Source organism: Phytopseudomonas dryadis, assembly GCF_004327355.1.
In the GTDB taxonomy this organism is placed as follows: Bacteria; Pseudomonadota; Gammaproteobacteria; order Pseudomonadales; family Pseudomonadaceae; genus Aquipseudomonas; species Aquipseudomonas dryadis.
Window position 1 is genome coordinate 188,784 of record NZ_QJUM01000007.1, and the last position, 13,810, is coordinate 202,593.

The following is a 13,810-nucleotide window of genomic DNA, read 5'->3' on the forward strand; positions in this document are numbered from 1 at the left end:
TCCTGGGATGGGGCCGGAAGGACAGGGGGGATGTGCGGATTACAGGATGTCGTCGACGACACCGCCATCGACACGCAATGCCGCACCGGAGGTGGCGGAGGCCTGCGGCGAGGCGACATAGACGACCAGGTTGGCGACTTCCTCGACCGTGGCCGGACGCTGGATCACGGAGCTGGGGCGATGGCTGAGCACGAACTCGCGGCCGAGTTCGTCGATGGATTTGCCGCTGCGTTCGGCCTCGCCCTCGAGCATGGCGACGAAGCCGTCGGAGACCGTGGGACCGGGCAGCACCGCGTTGACGGTGACGCCGCTGCCGGCCACGCGCTTGGCCAGGCCGCGCGACAGCGCCAGCAGGGCGGTCTTGCTGACGCCGTAGTGGATCATGTCGGCCGGGATGTTGCGCGCCGACTCCGAGGAGATGAACACCACCCGGCCCCAGCCGCGTTCGACCAGACCCGGCAGCAGCGCCCGCGACAGACGGACGCCGGACAGCACGTTGGTCTGCCAGTGGCGCTCCCAGACGGCGTCCCCGGTCTCGAAGAAATCGCCCGGTTCATAGATGCCGGCGTTGTTGACCAGGATGTCGATGTCGCCGATCGCCGCCAGGCCCTGCAACAGCCGGTCGGCGCCGGCGGCGTCGGAGAGGTCGGCGGCCACGCCCTCGATGCGTGCGTCCGCCACTTCGTGCAACAGGCGCGTGCGGGCGCGCTCGATGCTGGACTGGCTGCGGCCATTGAGCACCACGCGCGCGCCGCTGGCCGCCAGGCCGCGTGCGATGGCCAGGCCGATGCCGCCGGTGGACGCGGTGACCAGTGCGGTCTTGGTGGAAAGATCGATGTACATGGACGGTTCTCCTTTCAGATGGGCGATGGGACCTCAGCGCGAAGCGGACGGCGCCCGACCGGCGCAGGCGCCAGGAGCGCGGCGGCTGTCGCTCATGCGATCGCCCCGCCGCCGTCCACCAGCACGGTCGAGCCGGTCGCATAGGGGGTCGAGGCGAGGAACAGCACCGCATTGGCGATGTCCTCGGGCTGGCCCATCACGCGGGCGGGCAATGTGCTCGCCGCCTTGTCGTACATGGCCTGGCGTGCGGCTTCGTCCATTCCGTTCCAGAGCGGGGTGGCGATCATGCCCGGCGAAACGCTGTTGACGCGGACCTTCTGCGGCGCCAGCTCCAGCGCCAGGCCGCGGCCCAGCGATTCCAGCGCGGCGTTGATCGCGCCCTGCAGTACCCAGTTGCCCGGGCGTACGCTGAGGAAGCCGGAGATGAAGGTCAGCGTCCCGCGCGCGTTGATTTTCGCCGCACGCGCTACCCGGTAGGCGCCCCAGAACTTGCTCTGCATGGCCTGGTAGGCGTCCTCCAGCGGCAGTTCGCGCACCGGGCCGCCGGGCGTCTGCGCGGCGCTGACGACGATGTGGTCGAAGCTGGCGGCGCGTGCGAAGAAGGCCTCGACCGCCGTGTCATCGGCGGTATCCAGGACCGCCGTCTGCACGCCGTGGCCGATCCTGCCGGCGGCGGTGTCCAGTTTGGCCTGGCTGCGCGAGGCGATGGTGACCTGCGCACCGGCGCTGGCGAACGCCCTGGCGACGGCCTCGCCGATGCCCGAGCTGCCACCGATGGCCAGGACGCGTTGTCCGGAAAAGGAATGCGTCATGCTGCTTGCTCCAGTTGCGTGTTGGATGGGAAGGGCGCTACACGCTGGCGCGCGATGCGAACGGCACTTGCGTACTCGGCCCGCCGGCGATGCCGCCGCTGGCCCCGTTGGTGGCCTCGGTCAGGCGCCAGGGCAGGCCTTCCCGACCCGAAGCGCGCAGGTCGATCGCTGCCAGGCGTTCGCGGCTCGTGCAAGCCAGGGCAAGGCCTGGGAAGACGTGACGTCGGGACGGCATATGCGCACTCCTTGGGCGGAAAAGGCTTGTGAAACAGTCTATAGTGGTTGCCGGTGTTAATAATTGCGGATTTCGTTAATGATCTATTGTCTTTTTAGGTAATAAATATGGCGATCGATGATCTCGCGCTGTTGCGCTTGTTCGTCAGCGTGGTGGACGCCGGTTCGCTGTCCGCGGCGGCGCGCGCGGCCGGGATCAGCCTGCCGGCGGCAAGCCGCAGGCTCCGCAATCTGGAGGCTGGCCTGGGCGTGCGATTGCTGCAGCGGACCACGCGGCGCCAGTCGCTGACGGAGGAAGGCGAATTGCTCTACCGGCGTGCCGTGCAGGTGCTGGCCGACCTGGAGCAGGTCGAGCAGCAACTGTCGCGGCAGAGCGCGACCGTGTCGGGGAATCTCAAGGTGACCGCACCGCTTGCGCTGGGGCGGCGGCGAATCGCCCCCTTGCTGGCGAATTTCAGTGCCCTGCATCCCGGCCTGCACACGCAGCTCGACCTCACCGACACCTTGCTCGACCTGGTGGAGTCGGGCACGGACGTGGCCATCCGCTTCGGCGGGCTGGACGATTCGTCGTACATTTCGCGGCCATTGGCGCCCAACCATCGCGTGCTATGCGCTTCTCCGGCCTACCTGCAGCGCCACGCAGTTCCGCGCCATCCGACCGACCTGCTCGCCCACAGCTGCCTGCACATCGGGCTGCAGGCGCAGGCCGACTGGCGTTTCGAGGGCGAGGAGCCGGTGACGGTGCGCCTCGTTCCGCGGCTGGCGGCCAACGATGGCGAGACCGTGCATCGCTGGGCGCTGGAGGGACACGGCATCGCGCGCAAGTCCATCTGGGACGTGGCCGAGGATCTGCAGGCGGGACGGCTGGTGCAGGTACTGGCCGACTACCCGATTCCCGCCGCGCCCTTGCATGCGGTCTACCCGCACAGCCGCCATCTGGCTCCCCGGGTGCGCACCTTCCTCGATTATCTGGCCGCGCATCTGGTCGGGCCAGGGTAGGGCATGTGTCGTGCCTTTCCCGGCGGGCGGGGGGCGATGCGGCACCGTGGCCGCCCAACAGGCGGCCCGGCCGTTTACTCGGCCGGCCCGGATGCCGTCTCTTGCGGATAGGTCGCGCGCCAGAGTTCGTAGCCGCCGTCGAGGCTGTAGACCTCGGAGAAGCCCTGGCCGACCAGGTAGGCCGCGGCGCCCTGGCTGGAGTTGCCGTGGTAGCAGGCGACGATCAACGGCTGATCGAGGTCGGCGCGGGCGATGAAGTCGGCCAGGGAATGGTTGTCCAGATGCTGCGAGCCGGCGATATGGCCGGCCGCGAAGCTCTGCGGGTCGCGGACATCGACCACCGCGGCACCGTTCTCGCGCAGCGCCTGGGCCTGTTGCGGTGGGATGCGTTTGAAATCGCTCATGGGCTCTCCTCGCAGGTGCAGCGGTGACGTTCGCCGCTGTCGACGTTCAATAAGGTCATGGCTCCGCCCCATACGCAACCGGTGTCCAGGGCGAACAGGCCGGGCTCGTTGCAGCGGCCTTCCAGGGCTGCCCAGTGGCCGAAGATGATCTTCTGGCCGCGGGTCTTGCGCTGCTTGTGGGCGAACCAGGGCGCGTAGCCGACGGGCGCCGAGCCGGCGCCTTCCTTGCTCTTCAGGTCCAGGGTGCCATCGGCCTTGCAGAAACGCATGCGGGTGAAGTAGTTGGTGATCACGCGCAGCCGCGCCACGCCTTTCAGATCCTTGTCCCAGCGGGCCGGTTCATTGCCGTACATGCCATCGAGGAACATCGGGAACAGGGCGTCGTCGCGCAACGCCTGCTCGACCTCGGCAGCCCGTTTGAGTGCCTTGGCGATTGTCCATTGCGGCGGGATGCCGGCATGCACCAGGGCGATGGCACGCTTCTCATCGTAATGCAGAAGCTTCTGCCGACGCAGCCAGTCGAGCAGGTCTTCGCGGTCCGGGGCGTCGAGGATTTCCTGCAGTGTATCGCCACGCTTGAGACGCTCGATATTGCGTGAAACGGCCAGCAGATGCAGGTCGTGGTTGCCCAGCACGCAGGTCACGGACTGCCGGATGCGATAGAGGTAACGCAGGGTTTCCAGGGATTCGGGACCGCGGTTGATCAGGTCGCCGACCAGCCACAGGTGATCGCGCTGCGGGTCGAAGGCCACGCGCTGCAACAGGCATTGCAGAGGTTTCAGGCAGCCTTGCAGGTCGCCCACCGCATAGGTCGCCATCAGTGCAGGGCACCCGGCACGGCCAGGCGGAACGGGGCGATGGGCGCGTCGAAGCGTATGCCGTCTTCGGCGAGCATCTGGTAACTGCCCTGCATGGTGCCGACCTGGGTCGCCATCAGGGTGCCGCTGCTGTAGCTGTGGCTGGTCCCCGGCGCTATCAGCGGTTGTTCACCGACCACGCCGGCACCGCGTACTTCCTGCACCTGCCCGTTGCCATCGGTGATCAGCCAGTGGCGCGACAGCAGTTGTGCCGGCACCTGGCCGTTGTTGACGATGGTCACGTTGTAGGCGAAGGCGAAACGGCTCTGCTCCGGTTGCGACTGCTCCGGCAGGTAACGGGTGACGACGCTGACATCGATCTGGTAACGGGGGGCGGTCATAGGCACTCGGCGGGTCAGGTGGTAACGGCGTGTTCGGCCAGTTGGTCGGCCAGGCGCACGAAGGCGGCCAGATCCAGTTGTTCGGGGCGCAGGCTGCCGTCGACTTCCGCGGCCTCGATGGCCGTGGCCGGCAGCAGGGCCTTGAGCGTGTTGCGCAGGGTCTTGCGCCGCTGGTTGAAGGCTTCGCGTACCACGCGTTCGAGCAGGTGATGATCCTTGGCCGGATGCGGCAACGACGCATGGGGGGTCAGGCGCACGATGGCCGAGTCGACCTTGGGTGGCGGGTTGAACGCGCCGGGGCCGACATTGAACAGGTGTTCCACCTGGCAATGGTACTGCACCATGATCGACAGGCGGCCCCAGTCGCCACCCCCGGGGCCGGCGGCCAGGCGCTCGACCACTTCCTTCTGCAGCATGAAGTGCATGTCACGGATCAGGTGGGCGTTGCTCAGCAGGTGGAAGATCAGGGGCGTGGAAATGTTGTACGGCAGGTTGCCGACCACGCGCAGGCTGCGCGGTTCGGCCTGCAGGCGGTCGAAGTCGAACTTCAGGGCATCGCCCTGGTTCAGGCGAAAACGGGGCTGGTTGCCGAACTTGTCCTGCAGGATGGGGATCAGGTCGAGATCCAGTTCGATCACATCGAGTTGCGCGCCGCTGTGCAGCAGGCCCTCGGTGAGCGCGCCCTGGCCCGGGCCGATTTCCAGCAGGTGCTCGCCTTCGCGGGCGTGGATGGCCCGCAGTATGCGATGGATCACGCCGGCGTCGTGCAGAAAATTCTGGCCGAAACGCTTGCGCGCACGGTGTTGGTAAGGCTCGGACATCGAGGAGCAGCTCCAAGCTTCAAGCTGCAAGCGTCAAGCAAGAGCGTAAAGCGATATGACGAAAACCCGGAGTTTAGCAGGGAACGTGCCTGCGCCGCTGCAGCGCTTCTACTTGTGGCTTGTCGCTTGCAGCTTGCGGCTGCCCTGGGCCATTTCGTAGGCGGTTTCCAGGGCGACCTGCAGGCTGCCGCTGTCGATGCGTCCCGTGCCGGCCAGGTCCAGCGCCGTGCCATGGTCGACCGAGGTGCGGATGATCGGCAGGCCCAGGGTCACGTTGACCGCCGCGCCGAAGCCTTTGTACTTGAGCACGGGCAGGCCCTGATCGTGGTACATCGCCAGCACCGCGTCGCAGCGCTCGAGATGCTTGGGGGTGAACAGGGTGTCGGCGGGCAGCGGCCCGACCAGGTTCAGGCCTTGCGCGCGCAGGCGCTCCAGGGCGGGCTCGATCACGTCGATTTCCTCGCGCCCGAGGTGGCCACCCTCGCCGGCGTGGGGGTTGAGCCCGCACACCAGGATGCGCGGCTCGGCGATGCCGAACTTGTCCTGCAGGTCGGCATGCAGGATGCGCGCGACCCGGCTCAGGCGTTCGGCCGTGATCGCCGCGGCGACATCCTTGAGCGGCAGGTGGGTGGTCACCAGGGCCACGCGCAGGCCGCGGGTGGCCAGCAGCATCACCACCTGTTCGCTGCGGGTCAGCTCGGCGAGGAACTCGGTATGCCCGGAGAAGGCGATGCCGGCCTCGTTGATCACGCCCTTGTGCACGGGGGCGGTGATCATGCCGGCGAAATCGCCATCCAGGCAGCCTTGTCCGGCGCGGGTCAGGGTTTGCAGCACATAGGCGGCGTTGGCCGGATCGAGCTGGCCGGCAGTCACCGCCTTGCTCAGTGGGGTATCCCACAGGTACAGGCTGCCGGCGGGGGCGGGGTGCTGTGGCCAGCGTCCGGGGCCGGTTTCGATCAGCGCGATGTCCAGCCCCAGTTGCATCGAACGCTCGCGCAGCAGGGCCGCGCTGGCGATGGCGATCAGCGTTTGGGCCTGCTGCTCGCGGGCCAGTAGCAGGCACAGATCCGGACCGATACCGGCCGGCTCACCGGGCGTCAGGGCGAAACGCAGGGACATGGAGCTTCAAGCCTCAGGCTGCAAGCCACGAGAGTGTGAGCCAGGCGCCGGATGAGCTGAACGCTTATCCGGCTTGTCGCTTGAGGCTTACAGCTCGCCGCTAGATTTTGGTTTCGACGTAGGCTTCGTCGCGGATCTGGCGCAGCCAGGTCTGCAACTCTTCCTCGTACTTGCGATTGCGCAGCAGATTCAGCGCCTGTTGCTCGCGGAACTGCTCGCTGCTGTCGGTGGCGCGACGCCCCATGACCTGCAGGACATGCCAGCCGAACGGGCTCTTGAACGGTTTGGACACCTCGCCGCTGGCGGTGTTGTTCATCACTTCGCGGAACTCGGGTACCAGGGCGTTGGGGTCGATCCAGCTCAGGCTGCCGCCATTGAGGGCCGAACCCGGGTCTTCGGAGAAGCTCTTCGCCAGCTCGGCGAAGTCTTCCCCGGCCTCGATACGCTGGTAGAGGCGTTCGGCCAGGCGCTGGGTATCGGCTTCACTGCGGATTTCGCTGGGCTTGATGAGGATGTGGCGCACGTTCACTTCATCGCGTACCGCGGTTTCCCCACCGCGCTTCTCCAGCAGTTTGAGCAGGATGAAGCCGCCAGGGGTGCGGATCGGCTCGGTCACGTCGCCGACTCCCAGGGCGCCGACCATGCTGTCGAACGGCGGCGGCAGTTGCGCGGCCTTGCGCCAGCCCATGTCGCCACCTTCCAGCGCGGTTTCGCTGGCCGAGTGGGCGATGGCCAACTGGCCGAAGTCCGCGCCTTGCCGCGCTTGCTGATACAGCTCCTGGGCCTGGCGCTCGGCGGCCTGGATGGCTTCGGGCGAGGCGCCGTCGGGCACCGCGACCACGATGTTGGCCAGGTGGAACTCTTCCGACAATTGCATCTTGCCCAGGTCGGAGGCGAGGAAGTTCTTCACTTCCTGATCGGTGACCTGGATGCGTTCGGCCACGCGGCGCTGGCGCACGCGGCTGATGACCATCTCGCGGGCGACCTGGTCACGGGCGTCGTTGAACGACAGGCCATCCTGGGCCAGGGCGTCGCGGAACTGCTCGATGCTCATGCCGTTGCGCTGGGCGATGGTGGTGATGGCCTGGTTCAGTTCTTCGTCGCTGATGCGGATGCCGGAGCGCTCGCCCATCTGCAGCTGGATGTTCTCGATGATCAGGCGTTCCAGCACCTGCTGGTTGAGCGCATCGGCTGGGGGCACTTCGGCGCCGCGCTTGGCGATGGTCTGCTGCACTTCGCGCACGCGCGCGTCGAGCTGGCTCTGCATGATCACGTCGTTGTCGACGATCGCGACCACGCGGTTGAGAGGCTGTACCTGGGCATGCGCCACGGTACCCAGAAACAGTGCGCCCAGCAGCAGCGGGCGCACACACTCAGAAAGCTTGATCTTCACGTTCACGATAACCTTGAATGCCTTGGTCGAGGAATGTCTCAACGTTGCTGCCAGTCACGCCGCCCAGGCCTTTGAGGACGATCTGCAGGAAGATGCCGTTATCCGGCTCGTCGTTGCGCGAGGGATTGAGGCTGACCTCGTCGTAGTCGATCCAGTAGCGATTGATCACGCGCAGCTTCCAGCAGCAGCTGTCGTACTCGAAGCCGCCGAAGGCCTCCAGGGTACGGTTGCGTCCGTAGTCGTACTGCCAGCGGGAAATCACGCTCCATTGCGGGCCGAGCGGCCAAATGACCGAGAAGTCGTGCTGGCTGATCTTGTAGTAGTCCTTGATGTAGGTGTCGGTGCCCGGCGTACCGTAGTCGCTGCCAAAGCCCCAGGTACCAGTGCTCTGGTCGAAACGGATGGTGTCGTTCCGGTAGCGGTAGCCAGCGTTGACGATCTTGCGTGGATTGTCGGCCGGCTGGTAGTGGAACATGGCACTGCCGGAGCGGGTGCGATGGGTATCCGGGTCCCAGTTGAAGTCCGAGCTGAAGCGCCAGTCCTGATTGTAGCGGTACATGTATTCTAGGGCGTAGGGCGAGACCGAGGATTGCGCGTCGGCACGGTCTCGGTAGTCGATACCCGGCATCTGTACCTTGCGGTCTTCGAAGTAGAAGGCCTGGCCGATGCTGAAGCGCTGACGCTCGAAACCGTTGGGCTCGATCCAGCGGCTGGTCACGCCCAGCGACAGACGGTTCTCGTCACCGATGCGATCCTTGCCGGAGAAGCGGTTCTCGCGCCACAGCGAGGAGTAGCTGAAGGTGCTTTCGCCGGTATCGAACACCGGAATATCGGTCTGGTCTTCCTCGGGCACATAGAGGTAGAACAGGCGTGGTTCGAGGGTCTGACGCGCATCACGACCGAACAGAGAGGTGTTGCGGTCGAAATACAGGCCGCTGTCGACGCTGAGGATGCCGACACCGCGGTTCTGGCTGCTGCTGTATTCCTGCTCGGCGAGCAGGCTGTCCTTGCCCTGCTGGTCGAGATCCAGGTCGTAGTTGGTCTGCAGGTACTTGACCTGGGGCTTGAGGAAGCCCCAGCTCCAGTCCAGCGGCAGGCTCACCGCCGGCTCGACGTGCATGCGGGTACCATTGGCGCGTGCCAGGCCTCGCAAGCGGGCGTCGTACCAGAGGCCTTCGGCGACACCATCTTCGTTGATGAAGTTGCCGCTGCGCAGGTCGCGGTCGAACCTGACCAGTTCGGTGCCATAGGTGAAGTTCAGGCCCCCGGGCTGGAACGGCAGCTTGCCGTCCAGGGTGATCTGCGGCAAGCGGTTGTAGGGCGTCACGTCGGTGATGTTGGCCAACTCGTAGGCATGGGCATTGAGCCGCGCGGTGTAGCTGTCGCCGCGATAGGTCAGGGTGCCGCGTTGGTTGACGTAGCTGGGCGCGTCGATCCCCAGGTCGGTGTTCAGATCCTGGAAGTAATAAGGATCGCTGATGTCGGTGTAGTCGACTTCGGCCAGCAGGCGCTCGTCGAGGCCCTGCTTGTGCTGCCAGCTGTAGAGCCAGCGCTGATCCTTGTAGTCCGATTGCAGCTTGCGGTCGTCGTTGCTGTCGTCCAGGTAGGCCGCGCCGAGTTGGCCTTCGCTGCTTCTGGTCAGGTAGCGGAACTCGCCTTCGAGCAGCAGACCGCGGTCGCTCATGTAGGTCGGATACAGGGTGGCGTCGAAGTTCGGCGCCAGGTTGAAGTAGTAAGGCGTCTGAATGGTCAGGCCGTTGTCGCTGGAGCTGCCGAAACTGGGCGGCAGGAAGCCGGACTGGCGACGGTCGTCGATCGGGAAGTAGATGTACGGCGTATAGAACACCGGGAAATCCTTGACCCGCAGGGTGACGTTGGTCGCCGTGCCGAAACCGGTGGCCGGGTTCAGGGTGACGTTGTTCCCCCTCAGGTGCCAGGCGTTGCTGCCCGGTTCGCAACTGGTGTAGGTGCCATCCTTGAGGCGGATGATCGCGGTTTCTTCGCGTTTGGCGTAGAGCGCGCTGCCACGCACGTGGCCCTGGTGCAGCACGTACTCGGCGTTGTCGATCTTGGCTTCGCCATTGTCGAGCTGCAGTTCGGCGCGATCGCCGACGACCAGGGCGCCCTTGTCGCGCAGGCGCACGTTGCCGACCAGCTCGCCACGGTTCTCCGTCTGGTGCAGGTTGGCCTCGTCGGCCTCGACCTGCATGCCGGCCTGGCGCACCACCACGTCGCCGGCGAGGGTGGCGATCTGCTCTTCCTGCTGATAGCGCGAGGCCCGGGCCGACACGAACATCGGCGCTTCGCTCATCGGCGTGGTGTCGTTCATGCCGGGGCGCGTCGGTTCGATATAGGCGCCCGAGCAGGAGGGGCCGATCTCGGCCAGTTGCGCGCTGGTCAGTTGCTCGCGCGGCACCCAGTCCAGGTGGCTGTAATCGGCGCTGCGTGAGGCCAGCGCACGACCGCCGCTTTCGGTGACCAGGGTCGGCGCAGGCGCCTTGCTCTCACGCTCGGTGGCGGCGGTGCTCGCCGTCGAGCTGACGGCCGTGCCGCTGCGCACCGGCCGTGCAGGCAGATTGGCATTGCTGCTTTTCGGCGCGCAGGCCCAGCCGCCGGTGGCGGACACCTGACAGTCGTACTGTTCGGCGGCGGTGGCGAATTGACCGGTAAGGGGTTGCAGGGCCAGCAGGCCGCCCGTTACCAAAAGTGGGAATTTCTTACGAAAAGCGGGGTATTTTACTGCCATCTTGTTTTCCGGGCTTCCTGTGCGCTTTTGGCCCAGGGGCCGCACGCCTCTCGATGGGCTGAAAAAGATGCTGGATAATAAAGCATGACCCGCGCAACGGCTAGCGCCGTCGGAGACCCTTGTAATGCCTGATGAAGATGTACGCCTGCAGTGTCTGCAACAGTGGCTCGCGCCGCAACTGGCGGCCCTGTTCGCCGCGCAGCGGTGGGGCGAGGTGCCCGAGTCGACCCTGACCCCCGCCAGCAGCGACGCCAGTTTTCGCCGTTATTTCCGCTGGCAGGGCGGCGGCCGCAGCCTGATCGTGATGGATGCGCCGCCGCCGCAGGAGAATTGCCGTCCGTTCGTCGCGGTCGCCGAATTGCTGGCGCGCGCCGATATCAATGTGCCGCGCGTCTTCGCCGCCGATCTCGAACAGGGCTTCCTGCTGCTCAGCGATTTGGGGCGGCAGACCTACCTGGAGGTGATAAACGGCGACAATGCCGACGGCCTGTTCGCCGATGCCCTGCAGGCGTTGTTGGCGTATCAGCGGCTGCCGATGGATGCGCCGTTGCCGCACTACGACGAGGCGCTGTTGCGCCGCGAGCTGCAATTGTTTCCCGAGTGGTATGTCCGCCGCGAACTGGGGTGCGAGCTCAATGCCGCCCAGCAGGCGGCCTGGGCGCGCATCTGCACCCGGCTGATCGACAGCGCCCTGGCACAGCCCAAGGTGCTGGTTCACCGCGACTATATGCCGCGCAACCTGATGCTCAGCGAGCCCAATCCGGGCGTGCTGGATTTCCAGGATGCCGTATACGGCCCGGTCAGCTACGACGTCACCTGCCTGTTCAAGGATGCCTTCCTCAGTTGGCCCGAGGCGCGGGTGCGGGCCTGGCTGGAGGCGTATTGGCGGCAGGCGCGGGAGGCGGGCATCGCCGTTCACGACGATCTCGAGGATTTCCTGCGGGCCAGTGACCTGATGGGGGTGCAGCGCCACCTCAAGGTCATCGGCATCTTCGCGCGCATCTGCCACCGTGACGGCAAGCCGCGCTATCTGGCCGACGTGCCGCGCTTCTTCGCCTATATAGACGCCGTGCTGGCGCGTCGACCCGAACTGGCCGAGCTGGGTGAGTTGCTCAGCGGCCTGCAGGCATCCGCCCGGGAGGCCCGATGAAGGCCATGATCCTCGCCGCGGGCAAGGGCGAACGCTTGCGCCCCCTGACCCTGCATACGCCCAAGCCGCTGGTGCGCGCCGCTGGCGTGCCGCTGATCGAATACCACATACGTGCCCTGGCCGCCGCGGGTTTCGACGAGCTGGTGATCAACCACGCCTGGCTCGGCCAGCAAATCGAGGATTACCTGGGCAGTGGCGAACGTTTCGGCGTGAGCATCCGCTATTCGGCCGAAGGTGAGCCGCTGGAGACCGGTGGCGGGATCTTCCAGGCGTTGCCGCTCCTGGGCGACGAGCCGTTCCTGGTGGTCAACGGCGATATCTTCTGCGACTACGACTTCGCCCGCCTGCGCCAGCCGCTGGCCGGGCTGGCCCATCTGGTGCTGGTGGACAATCCGGCGCATCACCCGCAAGGCGACTTCCGCCTGCAGGCCGGGCTGCTCAGCGACGCCGCGGGTGCGCTCGACAGCCTCACCTACAGTGGTATCGCCGTCCTCGCCGCGGCGCTGTTCGAAGGCTGTCGGCCGGGTGCCTTCAAGCTGGCGCCGTTGCTGCGCAAGGCCATGGCCGCCGGGCTGGTCAGCGGCGAGCACTTCCGCGGTCGCTGGGTCGATGTCGGCACCCATGAGCGCCTGGCCGACGTCGAGCGCCTGCTCGTGGGCGGGCGCTGAGATGCTCTGGCCCCTGGCGACCCTGGTCGGCGCCGCCGCCGGTTTCGCCCTGGCGAGCATTCCCGGTGCCTTGCTCGGCGGCTTGCTCGGCCAGGTGATCGACCGGCGCCTGGGCATTCGCAGCTGGGCCGCCCTGCGCGAGCGCCTGGGTGGCCGCGCGGCGCCCCGGGACGACGAGTTGCTGTTCGTCATGCTCGGACGTCTGGCCAAGAGTGGCGGGCGGGTGCAGCAGGCGCACATCCGCCAGGCCCGTGCGGAGATGCAGCGCCTGGCCCTGAACGAGGCCGACAAGGGACGCGCCATCGCCGCTTTCGACCGCGGCAAGACCGGCCGGGACAATCTGCGCGGGCCCCTGCTGCGCCGTCGCCATGATGGCGAAGCCCTGTTGCGCGCCTGCTGGCGGATGGCCTGGGCGGACGCCGAGGTTGGCCAGGACGAGCGGGAGCTGATCCTGTTGTGGGGCACCTGGTTGCAGGTGCCCAGCGCCACCCAGGAGACCTTCAGCGCCGCCTACGCGCCACGTCGCGGGCCGCCGAGCTCATCGGGCGACAGTTATCAGCAGGCCCTGCGGCTGCTCGGCGTTTCCGCCGACAGCGAGCCGGGGCAGATCAAGCGCGCTTACCGACGCCTGCTCAGCCGCCACCATCCGGACAAGCTGGCCGGTAGCGGCGCCAGCCCCGAGCGGGTGCGCGAGGCCACCGAAACCACCCGCGAGCTGCGCAACGCCTACGCCCTGATTCGCCAGCGCCGCGGTTTTCGTTAGGGGGAGGGAAGCTGCAAGCTGCAAGCCTCAAGCTTCAAGCGGGCTTGTGTAGCCTGGGTGGTTAGCCGAAGGCGTAACCCAGGGCAGCCGATTCACGACCTCCGGGTATCGCTGCGCTCAACCCGGGCTACGGGCTAATCCCCGGGATTCAGCAACAAGCGCGCGGAATGGCCCCACTTGGGTAGGAGCCGCGGCCTCGCGGCGAATCGTGGCCATAGTGCGATTCTTGCGGCATGGCCGCCATCGCATCGCGCCGAGGTCGACGCTCCTACCTGTCAGCCCTGCTTGCAGCGTGTAGCCTGGGTTAGCCGAAGGCGTAGCCCAGGGCAGCCGATTCACAGCCTCCGGGTATCGCTGCGCTCAACCCGGGCTACGGGCTAATCCCCGGGATTCAACAACAAGCGCGCGGAATGGTCCCACTTGGGTAGGAGCCGCGACCTCGCGGCGAATCGTGGTCATAGTGCGATTCTTGCGGCATGGCCGCCATCGCATCGCGCCGAGGTCGACGCTCCTACCTGTCAGCCCTGGCGTGCGATCGTGCCCCTGGAAGTGGTGTAACTCATCATGGCTTCGGCCACTTGAGTTTGCCGTTTAGTTGATCACGGCCGACAGCTTGGCCTGCGGATTATCGCTGACCGCCTCGAAAGCCTCCAACTGCAT

Annotated in this window: 14 protein-coding genes; 4 read left to right on the forward strand and 10 right to left on the reverse strand. The window is 66.5% G+C overall.

Translation table 11 applies throughout. From position 1 onward, the window contains the following. Positions 1-39: 39 nt before the first annotated feature. The 3 genes from DNK34_RS08320 to DNK34_RS08330 form a co-directional block, all read right to left on the reverse strand. Entirely contained in the window at positions 40-843 is an 804-nt protein-coding gene (locus DNK34_RS08320) for an SDR family NAD(P)-dependent oxidoreductase (protein ID WP_131173202.1), read from the reverse strand. 92 nt (positions 844-935) lie between these two features. Next, positions 936-1,655: an SDR family oxidoreductase gene (locus tag DNK34_RS08325; protein ID WP_131173201.1), complete on the reverse strand. Its 720-nt coding sequence runs from the start codon at positions 1,653-1,655 to the stop codon at positions 936-938. A gap of 37 nt (positions 1,656-1,692) precedes the next feature. Continuing rightward, positions 1,693-1,890: a hypothetical protein gene (locus tag DNK34_RS08330; RefSeq protein ID WP_131173200.1), complete on the reverse strand. Its 198-nt coding sequence runs from the start codon at positions 1,888-1,890 to the stop codon at positions 1,693-1,695. 107 nt (positions 1,891-1,997) lie between these two features. On the opposite strand from DNK34_RS08330, the gene DNK34_RS08335 reads away from it, so the two are divergent. Continuing rightward, positions 1,998-2,888, forward strand: coding sequence for a LysR family transcriptional regulator (locus tag DNK34_RS08335; RefSeq protein WP_131173199.1), 891 nt, complete (start codon positions 1,998-2,000; stop codon positions 2,886-2,888). Between the two features lie 74 nt (positions 2,889-2,962). On the opposite strand, the gene glpE is transcribed toward DNK34_RS08335, so the two are convergent. The 7 genes from glpE to DNK34_RS08370 all read right to left on the reverse strand — a co-directional run bounded on the left by glpE (position 2,963) and on the right by DNK34_RS08370 (position 10,569). Then, positions 2,963-3,292, reverse strand: coding sequence for a thiosulfate sulfurtransferase GlpE (glpE, locus tag DNK34_RS08340; RefSeq protein WP_131173198.1), 330 nt, complete (start codon positions 3,290-3,292; stop codon positions 2,963-2,965). Continuing rightward, positions 3,289-4,110 (reverse strand): symmetrical bis(5'-nucleosyl)-tetraphosphatase, encoded by an 822-nt coding sequence (locus DNK34_RS08345; RefSeq protein WP_131173197.1) that lies wholly within the window; start codon positions 4,108-4,110, stop codon positions 3,289-3,291. Before DNK34_RS08345 ends, glpE begins: the two co-directional genes overlap by 4 nt. Continuing rightward, positions 4,110-4,490, reverse strand: a complete 381-nt coding sequence (gene apaG, locus DNK34_RS08350) for a Co2+/Mg2+ efflux protein ApaG (RefSeq protein WP_131173196.1) — start codon at positions 4,488-4,490, stop codon at positions 4,110-4,112. The genes DNK34_RS08345 and apaG overlap by 1 nt, the downstream gene beginning before the upstream one ends. Before the next feature lie 14 nt (positions 4,491-4,504). Then, positions 4,505-5,311, reverse strand: coding sequence for a 16S rRNA (adenine(1518)-N(6)/adenine(1519)-N(6))-dimethyltransferase RsmA (gene rsmA / locus DNK34_RS08355; RefSeq protein WP_131173195.1), 807 nt, complete (start codon positions 5,309-5,311; stop codon positions 4,505-4,507). Positions 5,312-5,419: 108 nt separating this feature from the next. Next, a complete protein-coding gene (gene pdxA / locus DNK34_RS08360) occupies positions 5,420-6,430 on the reverse strand; it encodes a 4-hydroxythreonine-4-phosphate dehydrogenase PdxA (RefSeq protein ID WP_131173194.1) in 1,011 nt (336 codons plus the stop codon). Positions 6,431-6,530: 100 nt separating this feature from the next. Next, entirely contained in the window at positions 6,531-7,829 is a 1,299-nt protein-coding gene (locus DNK34_RS08365) for a peptidylprolyl isomerase (RefSeq protein WP_131173193.1), read from the reverse strand. Next, positions 7,804-10,569, reverse strand: a complete 2,766-nt coding sequence (locus DNK34_RS08370) for an LPS-assembly protein LptD (protein WP_131173192.1) — start codon at positions 10,567-10,569, stop codon at positions 7,804-7,806. The genes DNK34_RS08365 and DNK34_RS08370 overlap by 26 nt, the downstream gene beginning before the upstream one ends. Before the next feature lie 124 nt (positions 10,570-10,693). On the opposite strand from DNK34_RS08370, the gene DNK34_RS08375 reads away from it, so the two are divergent. From DNK34_RS08375 to DNK34_RS08385, 3 genes are read left to right on the forward strand one after another with little or no spacing between them, the layout of a single operon-like run. Further along, positions 10,694-11,719, forward strand: a complete 1,026-nt coding sequence (locus tag DNK34_RS08375; RefSeq protein WP_131173191.1) for an aminoglycoside phosphotransferase family protein — start codon at positions 10,694-10,696, stop codon at positions 11,717-11,719. Next, positions 11,716-12,387 (forward strand): N-acetylmuramate alpha-1-phosphate uridylyltransferase MurU, encoded by a 672-nt coding sequence (gene murU, locus DNK34_RS08380; RefSeq protein WP_131173190.1) that lies wholly within the window; start codon positions 11,716-11,718, stop codon positions 12,385-12,387. The genes DNK34_RS08375 and murU overlap by 4 nt, the downstream gene beginning before the upstream one ends. Position 12,388: 1 nt before the next feature. Next, positions 12,389-13,150, forward strand: a complete 762-nt coding sequence (locus tag DNK34_RS08385) for a DnaJ domain-containing protein (protein WP_131173189.1) — start codon at positions 12,389-12,391, stop codon at positions 13,148-13,150. Positions 13,151-13,810 lie beyond the last annotated feature (660 nt).